The 17,895-nt window shown below is 39.2% G+C and carries 18 protein-coding genes and 1 other annotated feature; of the genes, 17 read left to right on the forward strand and 1 reads right to left on the reverse strand.

The annotated features are described in order from the left end of the window. The first annotated feature begins 161 nt into the window (after positions 1-161). The 6 genes from AA0X71_RS07565 to AA0X71_RS07590 all read left to right on the forward strand — a co-directional run bounded on the left by AA0X71_RS07565 (position 162) and on the right by AA0X71_RS07590 (position 6,933). Complete coding sequence (locus AA0X71_RS07565; RefSeq protein ID WP_413360968.1) at positions 162-851, forward strand: YczE/YyaS/YitT family protein; 690 nt, start codon at positions 162-164, stop codon at positions 849-851. Then, positions 848-1,267, forward strand: coding sequence for a cysteine metabolism transcriptional regulator CymR (gene cymR, locus AA0X71_RS07570; protein WP_413360971.1), 420 nt, complete (start codon positions 848-850; stop codon positions 1,265-1,267). Before AA0X71_RS07565 ends, cymR begins: the two co-directional genes overlap by 4 nt. A 135-nt stretch (positions 1,268-1,402) precedes the next feature. Further along, on the forward strand, positions 1,403-2,548 hold the full coding sequence (locus tag AA0X71_RS07575; protein WP_413360973.1) for a cysteine desulfurase family protein: 1,146 nt from the start codon (positions 1,403-1,405) through the stop codon (positions 2,546-2,548). A gap of 32 nt (positions 2,549-2,580) precedes the next feature. Next, positions 2,581-3,696, forward strand: a complete 1,116-nt coding sequence (mnmA, locus tag AA0X71_RS07580; RefSeq protein WP_413360975.1) for a tRNA 2-thiouridine(34) synthase MnmA — start codon at positions 2,581-2,583, stop codon at positions 3,694-3,696. A 100-nt stretch (positions 3,697-3,796) separates the two neighbouring features. Then, the gene (locus AA0X71_RS07585; RefSeq protein WP_413360977.1) at positions 3,797-4,450 is read left to right on the forward strand and encodes a tetratricopeptide repeat protein; all 654 of its coding nucleotides are present in this window, start codon (positions 3,797-3,799) and stop codon (positions 4,448-4,450) included. Positions 4,451-4,491: 41 nt separating this feature from the next. Further along, positions 4,492-6,933, forward strand: coding sequence for an ATP-dependent RecD-like DNA helicase (locus AA0X71_RS07590; protein ID WP_413360979.1), 2,442 nt, complete (start codon positions 4,492-4,494; stop codon positions 6,931-6,933). Here the strand turns inward: AA0X71_RS07590 and AA0X71_RS07595 are convergent. Continuing rightward, positions 6,911-7,102 (reverse strand): hypothetical protein, encoded by a 192-nt coding sequence (locus AA0X71_RS07595; protein ID WP_413360981.1) that lies wholly within the window; start codon positions 7,100-7,102, stop codon positions 6,911-6,913. The two genes, AA0X71_RS07590 and AA0X71_RS07595, sit on opposite strands and share 23 nt — an antisense overlap. A gap of 141 nt (positions 7,103-7,243) precedes the next feature. On the opposite strand from AA0X71_RS07595, the gene AA0X71_RS07600 reads away from it, so the two are divergent. The 11 genes from AA0X71_RS07600 to AA0X71_RS07650 all read left to right on the forward strand — a co-directional run bounded on the left by AA0X71_RS07600 (position 7,244) and on the right by AA0X71_RS07650 (position 17,894). Beyond that, positions 7,244-7,705, forward strand: coding sequence for a PRC-barrel domain-containing protein (locus AA0X71_RS07600; protein ID WP_413360983.1), 462 nt, complete (start codon positions 7,244-7,246; stop codon positions 7,703-7,705). 26 nt (positions 7,706-7,731) lie between these two features. After that, a complete protein-coding gene (locus AA0X71_RS07605) occupies positions 7,732-7,923 on the forward strand; it encodes a hypothetical protein (RefSeq protein WP_413360985.1) in 192 nt (63 codons plus the stop codon). 97 nt (positions 7,924-8,020) lie between these two features. Beyond that, on the forward strand, positions 8,021-9,091 hold the full coding sequence (locus AA0X71_RS07610; protein ID WP_413360987.1) for an AI-2E family transporter: 1,071 nt from the start codon (positions 8,021-8,023) through the stop codon (positions 9,089-9,091). A gap of 51 nt (positions 9,092-9,142) precedes the next feature. Next, positions 9,143-9,357, forward strand: a binding site (T-box leader). Between the two features lie 51 nt (positions 9,358-9,408). Then, complete coding sequence (gene alaS, locus AA0X71_RS07615) at positions 9,409-12,042, forward strand: alanine--tRNA ligase (RefSeq protein WP_413360989.1); 2,634 nt, start codon at positions 9,409-9,411, stop codon at positions 12,040-12,042. 167 nt (positions 12,043-12,209) lie between these two features. Continuing rightward, positions 12,210-12,479, forward strand: a complete 270-nt coding sequence (locus AA0X71_RS07620; RefSeq protein ID WP_413360991.1) for an IreB family regulatory phosphoprotein — start codon at positions 12,210-12,212, stop codon at positions 12,477-12,479. A gap of 3 nt (positions 12,480-12,482) precedes the next feature. Beyond that, entirely contained in the window at positions 12,483-12,899 is a 417-nt protein-coding gene (gene ruvX, locus AA0X71_RS07625) for a Holliday junction resolvase RuvX (protein ID WP_413360993.1), read from the forward strand. A gap of 31 nt (positions 12,900-12,930) precedes the next feature. Beyond that, positions 12,931-13,218 carry a DUF1292 domain-containing protein gene (locus AA0X71_RS07630; RefSeq protein ID WP_413360995.1) on the forward strand — a complete coding sequence of 96 codons (288 nt, stop codon included), beginning with the start codon at positions 12,931-12,933 and terminating at the stop codon, positions 13,216-13,218. A gap of 413 nt (positions 13,219-13,631) precedes the next feature. Then, entirely contained in the window at positions 13,632-14,759 is a 1,128-nt protein-coding gene (gene mltG, locus AA0X71_RS07635) for an endolytic transglycosylase MltG (protein WP_413360997.1), read from the forward strand. Between the two features lie 280 nt (positions 14,760-15,039). Continuing rightward, entirely contained in the window at positions 15,040-15,675 is a 636-nt protein-coding gene (locus tag AA0X71_RS07640; RefSeq protein WP_413361000.1) for an O-methyltransferase, read from the forward strand. A 5-nt stretch (positions 15,676-15,680) separates the two neighbouring features. Beyond that, positions 15,681-16,610, forward strand: a complete 930-nt coding sequence (locus tag AA0X71_RS07645) for a peptidase U32 family protein (RefSeq protein ID WP_413361003.1) — start codon at positions 15,681-15,683, stop codon at positions 16,608-16,610. A gap of 12 nt (positions 16,611-16,622) precedes the next feature. Next, positions 16,623-17,894, forward strand: a complete 1,272-nt coding sequence (locus tag AA0X71_RS07650) for a peptidase U32 family protein (protein ID WP_413361005.1) — start codon at positions 16,623-16,625, stop codon at positions 17,892-17,894. Position 17,895 lies beyond the last annotated feature (1 nt).

Below are 17,895 nucleotides of genomic sequence, written 5' to 3' on the forward strand. Positions count from 1 at the left end.
TTAACCGCATGCCTCTTGAAGTTGTGCTATAATGGCTATTGCCTATCAAATTAATCAGGATTTTGGTAATATTTATATCATAGATCCTTTGCGTTAGATAAAAATGTTCACGGGTCCTTCGGATACGAATCATCTGTGTGAAAAGAATGGAGATATCATCGATGGGGAAACGGCGAAAAGGACAGGTTGGTCCGAGATTTGTAATTTATATTTTAGGTTTATTATTGATGTCTTTAGGTCTTGTCTTATTAATTAAGGCTGAATTAGGAGCGACTCCTTGGGATGTATTGCATGTAGGTTTATACTATCAATTAGGATTAACGATTGGTAGTTGGTCGGTGATTATAGGAATATTTATTTTACTGGCGGCTGCTATCATCTCGAAGGAATTTCCACAAGTGGGAGCGTTTATGAATATGATCCTTGTGGGTCTTTTCATTGATATGTATTTTCTCCTTCCTTTTTTACAAACACCAGAGGGATTGATGGGTAAACTTCTTATGTTTATTAGCGGTATCATTCTTAATGGATATGGAATGGGCCTATATATTTCAGCTCAATTTGGTGCTGGACCGCGGGATAGCTTGATGATTGCGTTGACATCTAGGACAGGTTGGAAAGTACGTAATGTAAGAGGGGTTATGGAAATACTCGTTCTTCTTGTCGGCTGGTGGTTAGGTGGACCGATTTTTTGGGGAACGATTATTATCGGTTTAATGATTGGACCATTGGCAGGTATATGTCTTCCTCAGTGTTACAAGTTGACAGAGCATTGGTTATTGCATTTAAAAGAAAAAAAGATGGTAGTAAAGCATTCACAAACTGAATCAAAACGAGGTGCGAGTTTATGAAAATTTCAACTAAAGGCCGCTATGGTTTAACGATTATGATCGAATTAGCGAAAAAGCATGGGGATGGACCGATTTCTTTAAAAGCGATTGCACAAGCAAACGATTTGTCGGAACATTATTTAGAGCAGTTGATTGCTCCATTAAGAAATGCTGGGCTCGTTAAGAGTATCCGTGGTGCATACGGTGGATATGTATTGGCAGATGAACCTTCCAACATAACTTCAGGGGATATTATTCGCGTACTAGAAGGGCCGATTACCCCTGTTGAAGGAATTGAGGATGAAGAGCCAGCAAAGAGGGAATTATGGATGCGAATTCGAGATGCAGTGAAAGATGTGTTAGAGAATACAACATTAGAAGACCTAGCCAATCACACCGATAATGGCGAGTCTGACGCTTATATGTTTTATATTTAAAGTTTGTTCACTAACTTTTTCAAAAGAATGAGCGAACAAGATACTTATAAGAAAATAGCGATATTTTATGATCGATTATAAAATGGGCAAGTGGAAATAGTAAGTTTAAGAGATAAGTTAGTAGGTGAACGAATATTGGAACGGATTTATGTAGATCATGCTGCCACTGCTCCGATGCACCCGCAGGTGATTGAAGAAATAACAAAGGTTATGGGTCAGCAATTTGGAAACCCGTCTAGCATCCATGCTTTTGGTCGTGAAGCGAGACATATTGTTGATGAAGCGAGAGAGCTGTTAGCGAAAAGCATTGGTGCGCACCCTAATGAAATCATCATTACGAGCGGCGGAACAGAAGCCGATAACTATGCATTACTTGGTGTGGCTGAAGCGAATCAGCAAACAGGTAAGCATATTATTACGACAGAAATTGAACACCACGCAGTGCTTCATACATGCCAGCAACTTGAAAGAAAGGGCTTTGAAGTGACCTATTTACCAGTCGATACGGAAGGAAGAATTTCAATCGACGATTTAAAAAGCGCCTTGCGGGAAGATACCATTCTTGTCTCTATTATGTATGGAAATAATGAAGTGGGAACCCTGCAACCGATTAAGGAAATTGGGGATTTGTTAAAAGAACATCCAGCATTGTTTCATACAGATGCGGTTCAAGCCTACGGATTAGTCAGTATTGATGTGAGTGAAGCAAATATTGATTTATTAAGTGTGTCGGCCCATAAAATTAACGGACCTAAAGGAATTGGATTTTTATATGTTCGTAATGATGTCAAGCTCTCACCACTTATTTTTGGTGGGGAGCAAGAAAGAAAGAGACGTGCAGGAACGGAAAATGTCGCTTCTATCGCAGGTTTTCAAGAGGCGGTGAGTGTAGCCCAATTTGAACGAGATGAGAAGGTAAAAAAGTATCAACAGTTTAAGCAAATATTTATCGATGACTTGAAAAAACACAAAATCGATTTTTCCGTAAACGGATCACTTGAAAATTCTCTCCCTCATGTTTTAAACTTAAGCTTCCCAGGAACGAATGTGGAAGCGATGCTTGTCAATTTAGATTTAGCAGGAGTTGCTGCCTCAAGTGGCTCAGCTTGTACAGCTGGTAGTATCGATCCATCACATGTACTGGTTGCGATGTTCGGAAGTCATTCCGATAAATTGCGAAATTCTATCCGTTTTAGCTTTGGTCTTGGTAACACTACCGAACAAATTCACAAGGTAGCGGAAACAACGGCTGAAATTGTGAAGCGGCTAACAAATAAATAGATTTAGTAGGGAAGTAAGTGAGGTGAAAGAAATTGACGAAGGATCCAAAGAATACACGGGTTGTCGTAGGAATGTCCGGTGGAGTCGATTCTTCTGTGGCAGCATTATTGTTAAAACAGCAAGGATATGATGTCATCGGGATTTTCATGAAAAACTGGGATGATACAGATGAGTTTGGCGTGTGTACGGCAACAGAGGATTATAATGACGTAATCCGCGTATGTAACCAAATTGGCATTCCATATTATGCTGTTAATTTCGAGAAACAATACTGGGATAAAGTATTTACGTACTTTTTAGATGAATATAAAGCAGGTCGGACACCGAATCCAGACGTTATGTGTAATAAAGAAATTAAATTCAAGGCATTTCTCGAACATGCGGTTAATCTAGGTGCTGACTATTTGGCTACTGGTCATTATGCCCGTGTCGATCGGGGAAATGGGGAAGTCAAAATGCTTCGTGGAATAGATGAAAATAAGGATCAAACGTATTTCCTTAATCAACTTTCTCAAGAACAACTAGAAAAAGTCATGTTTCCAATTGGTGATATTGAAAAATCAAAAGTGCGGGAAATTGCCATGGAAGCTGGTTTAGCAACGGCTACGAAAAAAGATAGCACAGGGATTTGCTTCATTGGAGAACGTAATTTCAAGGAGTTTTTAAGTAATTACTTACCTGCTCAGCCAGGAAATATGGAAACCCTTGAGGGGGAAGTTGTTGGCAAGCACGATGGTCTAATGTATTACACAATTGGTCAGCGTCATGGTCTAGGTATTGGTGGCTCTGGTGAACCATGGTTTGCCATTGGCAAGGACTTAAAGCGCAATGTCCTTTATGTTGGGCAAAGCTTCCACAATGAAAAGCTCTACTCAGATTCAATTATAGCGACTGATGTGAGTTGGGTATCGAATGCTTCTAAAGCTGATTCATTTGCATGTACGGCCAAGTTTCGATACCGTCAACCAGATAATAAAGTAACAGTGCAAACGTTAGAGGATGGCAAAGTAAAGGTGATCTTCGATGAACCGATACGTGCTGTTACCCCTGGGCAAGCGGTTGTTTTTTACAATGGTGATGAATGCCTTGGTGGAGGGACAATCGACGAAATCTACAAAGATGGCGAACGATTAACGTATGTTGGATAATATTCAAGAATGCCTCGATTCTTTAGAATCGGGGTGTTTTTGATTTCGTTTCTGACACAAGTAAGATATGCTATACTTTTGACTATAGGAGTGAAAATAGATGGACAAGAACCAACAAGGAATTCAATATATGCAAGAAGGAAAATGGGAAGAGGCAGCAAAAATCTTTATGGAAGCGATTGAAGAAAACCCAAAAGATGCCGTATCTTACATTAATTTTGGCAATGTTCTTGCGGCAGTAGGCGAAAATGAGAAAGCTTTGTCCTTTTTTGAAAAGGCGATTGAGCTTGATAAAAGTGCAGCAGCTGCTTATTACAGTGCCGGAAACCTTTATTTTGAAAATGAAAACTTAGATGCAGCGAAAAATATGTTTGAAAAAGCAATGCAGCAAGGACTAACAACTAGTGACAATTATTTTATGCTTGGCTTAACCTTGGCACAGCTTGAACAGCCACGTCTTGCTTTACCTTATTTTCAGCGTGCTGTGGAACTAAATGGTGTTGATGCAGAAGCTCGTTTCCAATATGGTTTATGTTTGGCTGGATTAGAGTTAATTGATGAAGCAATTGAACAATTTACAGTTTGTGTGCAAATAGACGAAGAACATGCCGATGCCTTTTACAATTTAGGTGTTGCATATGGGTACAAGGAAGATGGCGCTAAAGCCTTAGCGATGTTTGAAAAAGCATTGGAAGTTCAACCTGACCATATGTTAGCAGGATACGGTAAAAAGCTGATGGAAAAAGGTGAATAAGTAAACTTTGCTAAAAGTTTAAAAGGAAGGAGGGAAAGTCTTTGGCAGAGCAGGAAAAGCTGGACCTATTTAACGAGGAGAGCAAGTATATTAAGGGAAAGCATCTCGTGACAATCTTCCATAATGAACAAAACCTTTACACTGTAATGAGAATTCGGGTAGAAGACACGAATGAAAATTACGAAGATAAGGAAGCGGTCATTACAGGCTATTTTCCAAAGGTTCACGAGGAAGAAACGTATATTTTTTATGGGCAGATGAAGGAACATCCGAAGTTTGGACCTCAGTTTCAAGCAGAACATTTTCGCAAGGAGCTTCCGCAAACAAAGCAAGGAGTCATTGCTTATTTATCTGGTGACTTGTTTAAAGGAATCGGGAAGAAGACGGCAGAAAATATTGTCAATACATTAGGCGAAGATGCCATTTCTCGTATTCTGTCCCAGCCTTCCATCCTTGATACTGTGCCGAAACTTCCTTCTGAAAAAGCAAAGGAGCTATATGATACGTTAATGGAGAATCAAGGTTTAGAGCAAGCGATGATTGCTTTAAACCAATATGGATTTGGTCCGCAAATCTCCATGAAAATTTATCAGGCATATAAAGAGCAAACAATAGAAGTGATACAATCCAATCCCTATAAACTTGTTGAGGATGTAGAGGGAATTGGTTTTAGCCGTGCTGATGAACTTGGCTATTTAGTAGGAATTTCTGGTAACCATCCAGATCGAATTAAAGCTGGTTGCTTATACGTATTAGAAAATGAATGTATGCAAGCTGGCCACGTCTACATATCAGCAAAAAGCCTTCTCATCTCGGTGAAAAAGCTATTAGAAGATAATAAACGGGATATGATTGAATTTACGGACATTTCCAATGAACTTGTTAAGCTTGAGGAAGAGGGAAAAATTATCATTGAGGATAAAAAAATCTATCTTCCCTCCCTTTATTTTTCCGAAAAAGGCGTCGTCACAAATATTAAACGAATCCTTCAGCAAAGAGAATATGATGAACAATTTCCTGAGTCTGAATTTTTATTAGCGTTAGGTGAACTTGAGGAGAGATTAAAGGTTCAATATGCACCGACACAGAAGGAAGCCATTCAAACTGCATTAATGTCTCCGATGTTAATTTTAACGGGAGGACCTGGTACTGGAAAAACAACGGTCATCAAAGGGATTGTTGAGCTATACGGTGAATTGCATGGCTGTTCATTGGATCCAAAAGACTACAAGGGTGATGAACCTTTTCCATTTCTGTTAGCAGCACCAACGGGTCGTGCCGCAAAACGTATGACGGAGTCAACCGGCTTACCTGCAGTGACGATTCATCGCTTATTAGGTTGGAACGGAGTCGAAGGATTTAGCCGTGACGAAGACGATCCGCTTGAAGGGAAAATATTAATTGTCGATGAAACTTCGATGCTCGATATATGGCTGGCAAACCAATTATTTAAGGCACTTCCTGATCAAATTCAAGTGATCCTTGTGGGAGATGAGGATCAATTACCATCAGTAGGACCTGGACAAGTATTAAAGGACTTACTTGAATCAAAGAGAATTCCTACCGTAAGGCTAACCGATATTTATCGGCAAGAGGAAGGTTCCTCAATTATTGAATTAGCCCATAGCATTAAGAATGGTAAGCTTCCCGATGATATATTAAAACTCCAAAAGGATCGTTCCTTTATTCGCTGTCATGCTGGACAAATTGGTGAAGTGGTCGAGAAGGTGGCTCAAAACGCGAAGAAAAAGGGCTATACGCAACGAGATATTCAAGTATTAGCGCCGATGTATAAGGGACCGGCTGGAATTGATAAACTGAATGAGATTGTCCAACAAATTTTTAATGATAATGATGATGGTTCACGAAAAGAATTGAAATTTGGCGATGTAAAATATCGCATTGGCGATAAAGTTTTACAGCTCGTAAACCAACCTGAAAATCACGTATTTAATGGTGATATTGGTGAAATAGTCTCGATTTTTACAGCAAAGGAAAATACGGAAAAAGAAGATATGGTCATTGCTTCTTTTGATGGGATAGAGGCCACATACACACGTCAAGATTTAAATCAAATTACCCATGCTTATTGTTGTTCGGTTCACAAGTCACAGGGAAGTGAATTTCCAATCGTCATTCTCCCTGTCGTTAAAAGCTATTATCGCATGTTACGAAGAAATCTTATTTATACGGCGATTACGAGAAGCAAAAGCTCCCTCATTTTATGCGGGGAAGAAGAAGCATTGCGAATGGCGATCGGACGCGTTGATGAACAGACTCGATTAACGTCATTACAGGAGAAATTACAGGAAGCGATTGCTAGTAGTACGGATACTGAAGATACTACGGATTCTGAGATGTCTGGAGTTTCCAAGCCAAAAACGGCTCCGGTTTTATATGAAGATACGATTGTCGATATCGATCCTCTGATTGGGATGGAAAATATGACCCCTTATGATTTCATGGAGCAGGAAAAAATTTAGAGTGCCCAGTATGTGGTGCTCTAATTTTTTTTGTATTTAACGAGAGATCCGCAATTATCCTTAAAACCCCCGCAATTAATGGCAAATTACCCGCAATAACCATGAAAACCCCCGCAATGATCTCTGATTTACCCGCAATAACCAACAAAACACCCGCAATCCCGCCCATAACTACTCGCGCTCCCCTGAAATTGACCACAAACACTCACAATACAACATCCACTGCACTGGTAAACCTTTCTTTTAATGAATCTTTCTATCCTGCGAAAAACTATAACTGTTCGGAAAGGTGGGATATCTCCTGCGAACAGTGTCGATACTAAAGGGTCTGCCAATATATGTGAAGAGTTCCGGAGAGAAATTAGGAGAAGTTTGTGATATTTGCTTATCTGACCATGGTGAAGTTGAGGGTGTTTTAGTAAAAAGAGGTGCTCTGTTTAAAAAGCCATGCCTCATTCCATTAAAAGACATTTCGTCTTTTGGAACCGATGGGATCATGCTGGAAGATAAGATGGAGCTGCAACCAGGAAACGGTTCTTACCATATCCTTGACGGAAAGGAAAAATTAGTGGGGAAATCGTTATTATCAGCAGAGGGTGAGCGACTGGGGATTCTCCAGGACGTATATTTTCATGAGGAGCTGGGCACAATTTTAGGGTATGAATGTTCGGATGGCTTCTTTGCTGATATAACGGAAGGGAAGCGAGTTTTTAAAAGCGATGCTCCACCTAAAATTGGGAAAGACGCCATTATCGTAAATATACAAACATAAATTTTAGATAAGAGGGGTCTTTTTCAATGTTCAATTGTCCTAACTGTCAAAGTAAAGATATTGGTAAGATCGGAATCAATCAATATTACTGCTGGAACTGCTTCATCGAACTATCCGTGTCTCAAGGCATGATCAGCACTCATCAAGTTGAAGAGGATGGATCTTTAAGTTCACTGGACGATCTTTTTGACGAGGATGTACGTCGCTACATTCTTTAATCGATTTGCTCCTCCCTTTTACGGGGGGAGTTTTTTCCCTTCTTAAATGTATATTTTCGCAACTGGCTTCCACACTAACAATAAGGAGGTAGAAAGAATGGACAATCGATTCAGGTGGCTTTATCGATTTGGCTTTCTATTGTTATTATTTGTTCTTTTATATGTTTTTTTGAAGCTAAAGCCGATCTGGGTTCCTTTTTTTCATATAGTTGGCCTGATTCTTACACCTTTTTTGATTTCAGCCTTTATTACTTACCTGTTGCATCCAATCGTGGAAAAATTGCATGAGACATATCTTCCCCGCTGGTTATCAATTCTCATTATTTATTTTCTCTTCTTTGGCGGGATTGCCTTTGTTATTTATAAAGGTCTCCCAGCCTTTATTGTTCAGCTCAGAGACTTAGTGGAAAGTGCTCCAGAATTTGCAAATCAATATCGGAATTGGGTGATCTTAATTCAGGAGCAAACTTCTGCTTGGCCGGAAGGGTTCCAAGATCGTGTCGATGAGGGGATTATTGCGGCTGAAGCAGCATTGGATCGAATGTTAACGAAGGTATTAGATTATCTTGTGGGGATTTTAAATTCGCTGGTGATGATTGCGCTTATTCCATTTATCACTTTTTACATGCTTAAAGATGTGGAATTGATTAAAAAAGCGGCTTGGTACTTAACGCCGAGAAAATGGAGAAAACGAGGAGTCCAGTTTTTAAGAGATATTGATGAGTCATTAGGTGGCTATATTCGTGGACAAATACTTGTAGGAGCTTCCATCGGAACGATCGCAGCCCTTTTGTTTTGGTTTGTAAAAATGAAATACCCTTTATTACTTGGGGTGATTGTTGGCATCACCAATATTATTCCTTACTTTGGACCGATCATTGCCCTTGTGCCTATTACGATTATTGCAGCAACGATGTCGATGAAAATGGTCATTACTTCTGTTATCATTGTGCTTATATTGCAATTTCTAGAAGGAAATATTCTGTCTCCCCTTATCGTCGGAAAAAGCCTTCATATGCACCCATTGATGATTATGCTGGCTCTTTTTGCTGGAGGAGAAATAGGCGGTGTTATTGGGTTAATCGTAGGGGTACCGATTCTTGCCATTTTAAAAGTCACCCTGCTCCACTCTAGAAATCACTTTATTCAGGCAAGAGTAAAAGGTTAAACATTGACAAACATAAATTTTACTCGCTATAATGCGTATAGGAATTAATAGGAAAACATGATGAAGGAACGAAGTATGTTGCAGTCCATCTGTATAGAGAGGAATTTCCTTGGCTGAAAGAAATTCTAGATGAAGGGTAACAGAAAGCTAATCCAGAATGCAGGCTAATCCCTGCCGTAACCTTGCGTTAAAAGGTTTTGAGAGATGAATGAGGCTTTTCATTCGTAATCAGGGTGGTACCGCGGAGCATTGTCCTCGTCCCTGTTTAGGAATGAGGGCTTTTTTTATTTGTATAAAACACATAGGAGGAATAATAGATGAAGAATCTTACTGGTGCTGAAATACGTCGCATGTACTTAGATTTTTTTAAGGAAAAAGGTCATTCTGTTGAACCGAGTGCACCTCTTGTACCTCATGATGACCCATCATTACTTTGGATTAACTCTGGAGTAGCAACATTAAAGAAATACTTTGATGGACGTGTCATTCCTGATAATCCACGCATTACAAATGCCCAAAAATCAATTCGTACGAACGATATTGAAAATGTTGGGAAGACAGCTCGTCACCATACATTTTTTGAGATGCTTGGGAACTTCTCCATTGGTGAATACTTCAAAGAAGAAGCAATTGAGTGGGCTTGGGAATTTCTTACGGATAAAAAGTGGATTGGCTTTGACCCAGAATTATTATCGGTCACGATTCATCCAGAAGACGAAGAGGCATTTGAATTATGGCGTAAAAAAATTGGTGTTCCTGAAGAACGAATCATCCGTTTAGAGGGGAACTTCTGGGATATTGGAGAAGGGCCGAGTGGTCCAAATACAGAGATCTTCTACGATCGTGGCGAAAAGTATGGCAATGATCCAGAAGACCCTGAATTATATCCTGGTGGAGAGAACGACCGTTATTTAGAGGTTTGGAATTTAGTGTTCTCAGAATTTAACCATAATCCTGATGGAACCTATACACCACTTCCAAAGAAGAATATTGATACAGGGATGGGTCTTGAAAGGATGGCTTCTGTTGTTCAGGACGTGCCAACCAATTTTGATACAGATTTGTTTATCCCGATCATTCGTGCAACAGAAGAAATCTCAGGTGTGAAATATAATCAAAACAAAGAAACAGATGTTGCCTTCAAGGTTGTTGCCGATCATATTCGGACAGTGGCATTTGCTGTAGGGGACGGTGCACTTCCATCCAATGAAGGTCGTGGATATGTCTTACGACGTCTTCTCCGTCGTGCTGTTCGTTATGCAAAGCAAATTAATATTAATCGTCCATTTATGTTTGAATTGGTTCCTGTCGTGGGAGAAATTATGTCTGACTTCTATCCTGAAGTGAAAGATAAAACTGATTTTATCCAAAGAGTAATTAAAAACGAAGAGGAACGTTTCCATGAAACACTCCATGAAGGCTTAAATATTTTAGCTTCGATTATTAAGAAGGAAAAAGATAATGGAAGTGTCAAGATTCAAGGGAAGGATGTTTTCCGGTTATACGACACCTATGGTTTCCCAGTTGAATTAACTGAAGAGTATGCAGAAGAAGAAGGCATGAAAGTTGACCATGAAGGCTTTGAACTTGAAATGGAAGCACAAAGAGAGCGCGCTCGTGCTGCAAGACAAGATGTCGATTCGATGCAGGTTCAAGGTGGCGTCTTAGGAGATATCAAATTAGAAAGCAAGTTTATTGGTTATGACAAGCTACAAACAAATGCAACCGTTATAGCAGTTGTGAAGGATGGTCAACTTGTTCAAGCTGCACAAGCAGGAGAAGAAGTTCAAATTATTCTTGCTGAAACACCATTTTACGCAGAAAGTGGTGGACAAATTGCGGATGAAGGTACTCTTGAAGCTGACGGACTGAAGGTATCAATCAAAGACGTTCAAAAAGCACCAAATGGTCAAAACCTCCATCGCGCAATAGTGGAAGAAGGAACATTAACGGAAAATGCTCAAGTAATCGCTACTGTTAATGAACTAAATCGTAATAAAGTGATCAAAAATCACACAGCAACTCATTTATTACATCAAGCATTAAAAGATGTCCTCGGCACACATGTGAATCAGGCTGGTTCCCTCGTCCAAGCGGATCGTCTACGTTTTGACTTCTCGCATTTTGGTCAAGTAAAAGCAGAAGAGCTTGAGCAAATTGAAGCAATCGTGAACGAGAAAATTTGGCGTGGCCTCGCTGTTAATATCGATTACAAAGGAATTGAAGAAGCGAAGGCAATGGGAGCAATGGCTCTATTTGGCGAGAAATACGGCGATATCGTTCGCGTTGTTCAAGTTGGAGATTACAGTTTAGAGCTTTGCGGAGGATGTCATGTTCCGAATACTTCGGTCATCGGATTGTTTAAAATTGTTTCCGAAACTGGAATTGGGGCAGGAACAAGACGTATTGAAGCCGTAACAGGAGAAGCTGCGTATCAACAAATGAATGAGCAGATTACGGTGTTAAAATCTGCTGGTGCTAAGCTTAAAGCCAATCCAAAAGATGTTGTGAATCGTATTGATGCGTTGCTTATGGAAATTAAGCAATTGCAAAGAGAAAATGAATCACTTGCTGCTAAATTAGGCAATATTGAAGCTGGAAGCCTAGTGGATCAAGTGAAAGAAGTGAATGGTGTAAAGGTCTTATCTGCAAAAGTTCAGGGGATGGACATGAATAATCTCCGTAATATGGCTGATGACTTAAAGCAAAAATTGGGCTCAGCGATCTTAGTTTTAGGTAGTGTAAATGAAGATAAGGTGAATATCATTGCTGCCGTGACGAAAGATCTAATAGACAAAGGCTATCATGCAGGAAAGATTGTCAAGGAAGTAGCAACTCGCTGCGGTGGCGGCGGCGGTGGCCGTCCAGATATGGCGCAGGCTGGTGGTAAGGATCCAAATAAACTTGATGACGCTCTTGCATCTGTAGAAGAATTTGTGAAATCTTTTTAAGACAGCGTTTTGAGTTTGTAGCAAAGTAGTGTAAAATGTAGGTAACATATTCGACTTCACAAAATGGAATGCATGTAGATTGTGCACCATTATGAAAATGTTTTTTGAAAAAAATGCAAACAAACTTTACCAATGATCGTGAAAGAAAGAAAAGCGAGGTGCATACCATGAGCTCATTTGATAAGACAATGAGATTTAGTTTTCCGGAAGAGCCCTTTGAACATGACGTAAATGAAGTTCTTCTTGAAGTATATGAGGCTCTTCAAGAAAAAGGGTACAATCCCATAAATCAAATTGTTGGTTACCTACTTTCAGGAGATCCGGCATATATACCGCGTCATCGGGATGCGAGAAATATCATTCGCAAACTTGAAAGGGACGAGATCATTGAAGAACTCGTTAAATCTTATTTGAAACGACAGCGAGAGGGATCGTAATCTATGCGAATGATGGGACTGGACGTCGGCTCTAAAACAGTCGGCGTCGCTGTTAGTGATGAATTAGGGTGGACTGCCCAAGGCTTGGAAACCATTCGCATAAATGAAGAACAAAATATGTTTGGTTTTGAGCAAATTGGAAAAATTATTAATGACTACGATGTCTCGAAAATCGTTGTTGGCATGCCGAAGAATATGAATGGCACGATCGGTCCTAGAGGGGAAGCTAGTCATTTCTATGGAAAAGAATTAGAAAAAAGATTTGGCCTACCAGTCGTTTATTGGGATGAGCGTTTGACAACGATGGCTGCTGAGAGAGTCCTTCTTGAGGCAGATGTGAGTCGTAAAAAGCGAAAAAAAGTGATCGACAAAATGGCGGCTGTTATGATTTTGCAAGGATATTTAGACAGTGGAAAATAAAATGATTTAGAAAAAATTATGAGGTGAAAAAATGAACCACGGTGATAACAATATTACAGTAATTGATGAAGAAGGAAACGAACAGCTTTGTGAAATCTTATTTACCTTTGATTCAGATGAATTTGGCAAGTCATACGTTCTTTATTATCCAATCGGAGAAGATGATTCAGACGATGAGGAAATTGAGATTCATGCTTCCGCTTTCGTTCCATCCGAAGACAACAAAGACGGCGATCTTCAACCGATTGAAACAGAAGAAGAGTGGGATTTAATTGAGGAAATGTTAAATACTTTCCTAGAAGAACAAGATGACGAATAGGAATCAATGAAAAAAGCTGGCCTTTGAGCCAGCTTTTTTTGTGTGAATTGCGCGGGAATGGTGATTTCCGCTCCTGGAACTTAGCTGTTTTTTTTGTTGTCTTGTGGCGAAAATAAGGTGTTTTTTTGTCTTTTATTGCGATATTCTTGAAAAAAATATAGTATAATAATGCGAGATGTATGGATAGTAGAGGAAATGATATCCATTTTGCTGTATAAGAAGTATAAATTTTTACTTTGAGAATTGTCTAGCGCAAGCAGCCTATCGTCTATCAAACTTCGGGTCCCCTCCCTACGATAAGTCAACTATGAATTGCTCCGCAATTCAAGTTTCCTATATCTCAGTCGAGGCCCCTCCAGTTTGTACGGCGATGAGCAAGGCGCTTACGCTTTTCTTTTATTGGGGGGAAATTGATGGCATCTGATGAAAAAAAATCGAAAAAGGAATATATGCGTGAAAAAATGATAGAACGTCAACAAGAAGCTAGAGTCGTACGAAAGATCGTCTTTATTATATCTATTGTTTTATTTTTACTTGTAGCAGGCACATTAACAGGAGGATACTTTTACATAAAAAGTGCATTAGAACCTGTTGAACCAGGAAGCAAAACAGAAAAATCAGTTGAAATCCCAATTGGCTCATCAGTCACAGGAATTTCGCAAATATTAGAGGATAATGGCATAATAAAAGATGCCAAAGTTTTTAAGTACTACGTAAAGTTCAAGAATGAAGCCGGATTTATGGCTGGCGAGTACACAATGACACCTGCCATGACATTCCCAGAAATCATTGAGAGTCTAAAAACAGGTAAGATTGTTGAGGAAGTGGTCTTTCAAATCACGATCCCTGAAGGAAAACAGTTAAAAGAGATCGCGACAATCATTGGTGAAAAGACCGATCATGAAGTGGATGAAGTATTTGCCCAATTAAATGATGAAGACTTTATTCGAAAAATGATGCAGTTATATCCGAATCTGTTAACAGATGAAATATTTAATGAAAATATTAAATATCCTTTAGAAGGGTACTTATTCCCTGCCACTTACCCTTATTATAAGGAAGATCCTTCGATTGAAGAAATTGTTACAGTCATGTTAGCTAAGACCCAAGATGTGATTGAAGAATATACAGGACCGATGGCTGAAATGGAGTATACTCCTCATCAGGTCTTAACGATGGCTTCATTAATTGAAGAAGAAGCGACTCAGCAGACAGAAAGAGATCAGATTGCGAGTGTTTTTTACAATCGTATGGATGTTGGCATGCCTTTACAAACTGATCCGACTGTTTTATATGCACTTGGAGAGCACAAGGATAGAGTGTTATATGAGGATTTAGAAATTAATGATCCTTATAACACCTATGTGAATACAGGATTAACTCCTGGTCCAATTGCCAATGCAGGTGTATCTTCTATCGAAGCAGCTTTAGTGCCAGCAGAAACAGATTTCTTATATTTCTTAGCAACAGGATCTGGAGAAGTCTTATTCTCCAAAACATTAGATGAGCATAATCAAAAGAAAGCAGAGCATATACAATAATTAAGAAAGCGAGGATGTCAATGTACATTCTCGCTTTTTATAGAAAATGAAACATTTTTCTAGACTTGCTTCGATTATTGTGATAATGAAACATTTATGCTAAAATAGAAAAAGTGTTTTATAGGACAGCCGATAGCGTGTATCACAGAAATGCTCGATTCCTTTTGATGGCTTAGCCCGTTTCCTAGCGAATCTACTTTTGTGAACGCTATTTTTTCATGTCTATAGATATGTAATCTTCCGTTTCATTGAAATTGGGAGAACTGAGGTGGAACAATAGATGCATGGAGAAATAGAGAAATATATTGAACAGATGATTCCGAAACGCTCCTCTCTTTTTCAACAGATGGAAAACGAAGCGAAAGAGCATCAAGTGCCGATTATGGAATCGACTGGAATTGAGGCACTTCTACAAATTCTACGTATTCAGCAGCCTCATTCTATTTTAGAGGTGGGAACAGCGATTGGATATTCGGCATTAAGAATGGCTGATGCTCTTCCAAATGCGACCATTGTGACGATTGAAAGGGACGAAGAGCGTTATTTGAGGGCGGAGAGTTATTTTCAGCAATCAGGCAAACAAGAGCAGATCCATCTAATTAAAGGAGATGCATTGGAGGTCGAAGCTGAGGTTAAGAGTTTAGCTCCATATAATGCAATTTTTATTGATGCTGCAAAAGGGCAGTACAAACGATTCTTTGAAATGTATTCAACTTATTTAGCTGAGGATGGAATCATTGTTACAGATAACGTGTTATTTAAAGGACTTGTTTGTGAACCTCATATTGATAATCGGCGAATTCGGAGCTTAGTAAAGAAAATCAATGATTTTAATGAATGGCTTATGGGACATTCTCAATATGATACGGTCATCTTACCTGTTGGTGATGGCGTTGCGATAAGTAAAAAGAGGTGAAAATAATGAAAAAACCTGAATTATTAGTGACACCAACAAGTGTTGACGATATTCTGTCATTGTCTGATGCAGGCGCGGACGCGTTTGTCATTGGTGAAGAACGATACGGTTTAAGACTTGCCGGGGAATTTTCAAAGGATGACATTGTGAAGGCAATAGAATACGCTCATTCAAAAGGGAAAAAAGTCTATGTAGCTGTTAATGCGATTTTTCATAATGAAAAAATTGATGAGCTCTATGATTACTTAAAATTTGTTGATGAAGCAAATGTGGACGCGGTTATCTTTGGTGATCCGGCTGTTATAATGGTGGCAAAAGAAGTAGCTCCTGAGTTAAAACTTCATTGGGGTACAGAAACGACCGGAACGAACTGGTATCATTGTAATTATTGGGGCAGAAAAGGTGCCAAACGTGCCATTTTAGCCCGAGAATTAAGTATGGATGCAGTGATCGAAACGAAAGAGAATGCCGAAGTGGAAATCGAGATTCAAATTCATGGCATGACAGCGATGTTCCAATCAAAGCGCTCCTTGTTAGGAAATTATTTTGAATATCAAGGGAAAGCATTGGAAATCGAAAATCGTAAAGAAAACAAGAATATGTTTTTACATGATGAAGAGCGAGAAAATAAGTATCCCATTTTTGAGGATTTAAATGGAACGCATATTATGAGTCCAAATGATATTTGTATGATTGATGAGCTTCAAGATTTTATCGAAGCTGGTGTTGATAGTTTTAAAATTGATGGCATTTTGAAGAGTTCAGAATATATTGAGGCGGTAACAAAGCTATATCGTCAAGCGATTGATCTTTGTGTAAATGACCCAGATCAATACGAGGATGAGAAGGACGAATTATTAGCCGAAATCGAAAAAATTCAACCACCAAACCGCAAACTCGACACAGGATTTTTCTTTAAGGAGACAGTATATTAAGGAGGTTCACGAATGCCTACAACGATGCAAGATCGAATTTCGAAAGTAATCGACGGAAAGCGTGTCATTGTGAAGAAGCCGGAATTGCTCGCTCCTGCGGGTAATCTTGAAAAATTAAAAATCGCTGTTCAGTATGGAGCAGATGCAGTTTTTATTGGTGGTCAAGAGTACGGATTACGCTCAAACGCTGGTAACTTTACATTTGATGAAATGAAAGAAGGCGTTGAATTTGCCAAAAAATATGGAGCGAAAATCTATGTAACCACCAATATATTTGCTCATAATGAAAATATAGACGGTTTAGAAGAGTATATTTTAGGACTAAAAGAAGCAGGGATTGCAGGTATCATCGTTGGTGATCCACTTATTATCGAAACTTGCCGCAGATTAGCACCTGAAATAGAGGTACATTTAAGTACACAGCAATCTCTTTCAAACTGGAAGGCCGTTCAATTTTGGAAGGAAGAAGGCTTGGAGCGTGTCGTACTTGCGCGTGAAACAAGTGCTGAAGAAATTGAACTCATGAAAGAAAAGGTTGATATTGAAATTGAAACCTTCATTCATGGAGCAATGTGTATTGCCTATTCTGGTCGTTGTACATTAAGTAATCATATGACAGCTCGTGACTCAAATAGGGGAGGCTGCTGTCAATCTTGCCGTTGGGATTATGATTTATATGATCTACAAGGGGATAAAGAGGTTTCTTTATTTGCAGAGGGAGATGCCTCTTTTGCAATGAGTCCAAAGGATTTAAAATTAATTGAGTCCATTCCACGAATGATCGAAATTGGGATTGATAGTTTGAAAATTGAAGGAAGAATGAAATCCATTCATTATGTAGCCACTGTTGTCAGCGTATATCGCAAAGTAATTGATGCTTATTGTGCAGATCCTGACAACTTTAAAATCAAACGTGAATGGTTAGAAGAGCTTGATAAGTGTGCCAATCGTGAGACCGCTCCTGCTTTCTTTGAGGGAGTTCCGGGGTATAAAGAGCAAATGTTTGGAAATCATAGCAAGAAGACGAAATTTGACTTTGTAGGGCTCGTACTTGATTACGATCCTGAAACAGAAATCGTGACACTTCAACAGCGTAACTATTTCAAGCCGGGTCAAGAAGTAGAATTTTTCGGTCCAGAAATAAATAACTTTACACACGTCATTGAGAAGATTTGGGACGAGGATGGAAATGAGCTAGATGCAGCCCGTCATCCACTACAAATTGTAAAATTTAAAGTGAACCAACCCGTTTACCCGAACAACATGATGCGAAAGGAGCTTTAAT

It is taken from the genome of Robertmurraya phoenicis (genome assembly GCF_047302285.1).
Classification (GTDB): domain Bacteria; phylum Bacillota; class Bacilli; order Bacillales; family Cytobacillaceae; genus Robertmurraya.

Excerpts from the sequence above, each read along its gene's own strand:
- AA0X71_RS07630 (WP_413360995.1), top strand. The coding sequence starts at position 12,931 with ATGAACCACGGTGATAACAATATTACAGTAATTGATGAAGAAGGAAAC.
- AA0X71_RS07650 (WP_413361005.1), top strand. The coding sequence starts at position 16,623 with ATGCCTACAACGATGCAAGATCGAATTTCGAAAGTAATCGACGGAAAG.
- AA0X71_RS07620 (WP_413360991.1), top strand. The coding sequence starts at position 12,210 with ATGAGCTCATTTGATAAGACAATGAGATTTAGTTTTCCGGAAGAGCCC.
- cymR (WP_413360971.1), top strand. The coding sequence starts at position 848 with ATGAAAATTTCAACTAAAGGCCGCTATGGTTTAACGATTATGATCGAA.
- AA0X71_RS07640 (WP_413361000.1), top strand. The coding sequence starts at position 15,040 with ATGCATGGAGAAATAGAGAAATATATTGAACAGATGATTCCGAAACGC.
- AA0X71_RS07565 (WP_413360968.1), top strand. The coding sequence starts at position 162 with ATGGGGAAACGGCGAAAAGGACAGGTTGGTCCGAGATTTGTAATTTAT.
- AA0X71_RS07595 (WP_413360981.1), bottom strand. The coding sequence starts at position 7,102 with ATGGGCGGGATTGCGGGTGTTTTGTTGGTTATTGCGGGTAAATCAGAG.
- ruvX (WP_413360993.1), top strand. The coding sequence starts at position 12,483 with ATGCGAATGATGGGACTGGACGTCGGCTCTAAAACAGTCGGCGTCGCT.
- AA0X71_RS07605 (WP_413360985.1), top strand. The coding sequence starts at position 7,732 with ATGTTCAATTGTCCTAACTGTCAAAGTAAAGATATTGGTAAGATCGGA.
- AA0X71_RS07585 (WP_413360977.1), top strand. The coding sequence starts at position 3,797 with ATGGACAAGAACCAACAAGGAATTCAATATATGCAAGAAGGAAAATGG.
- mltG (WP_413360997.1), top strand. The coding sequence starts at position 13,632 with ATGGCATCTGATGAAAAAAAATCGAAAAAGGAATATATGCGTGAAAAA.
- AA0X71_RS07610 (WP_413360987.1), top strand. The coding sequence starts at position 8,021 with ATGGACAATCGATTCAGGTGGCTTTATCGATTTGGCTTTCTATTGTTA.
- AA0X71_RS07645 (WP_413361003.1), top strand. The coding sequence starts at position 15,681 with ATGAAAAAACCTGAATTATTAGTGACACCAACAAGTGTTGACGATATT.
- alaS (WP_413360989.1), top strand. The coding sequence starts at position 9,409 with ATGAAGAATCTTACTGGTGCTGAAATACGTCGCATGTACTTAGATTTT.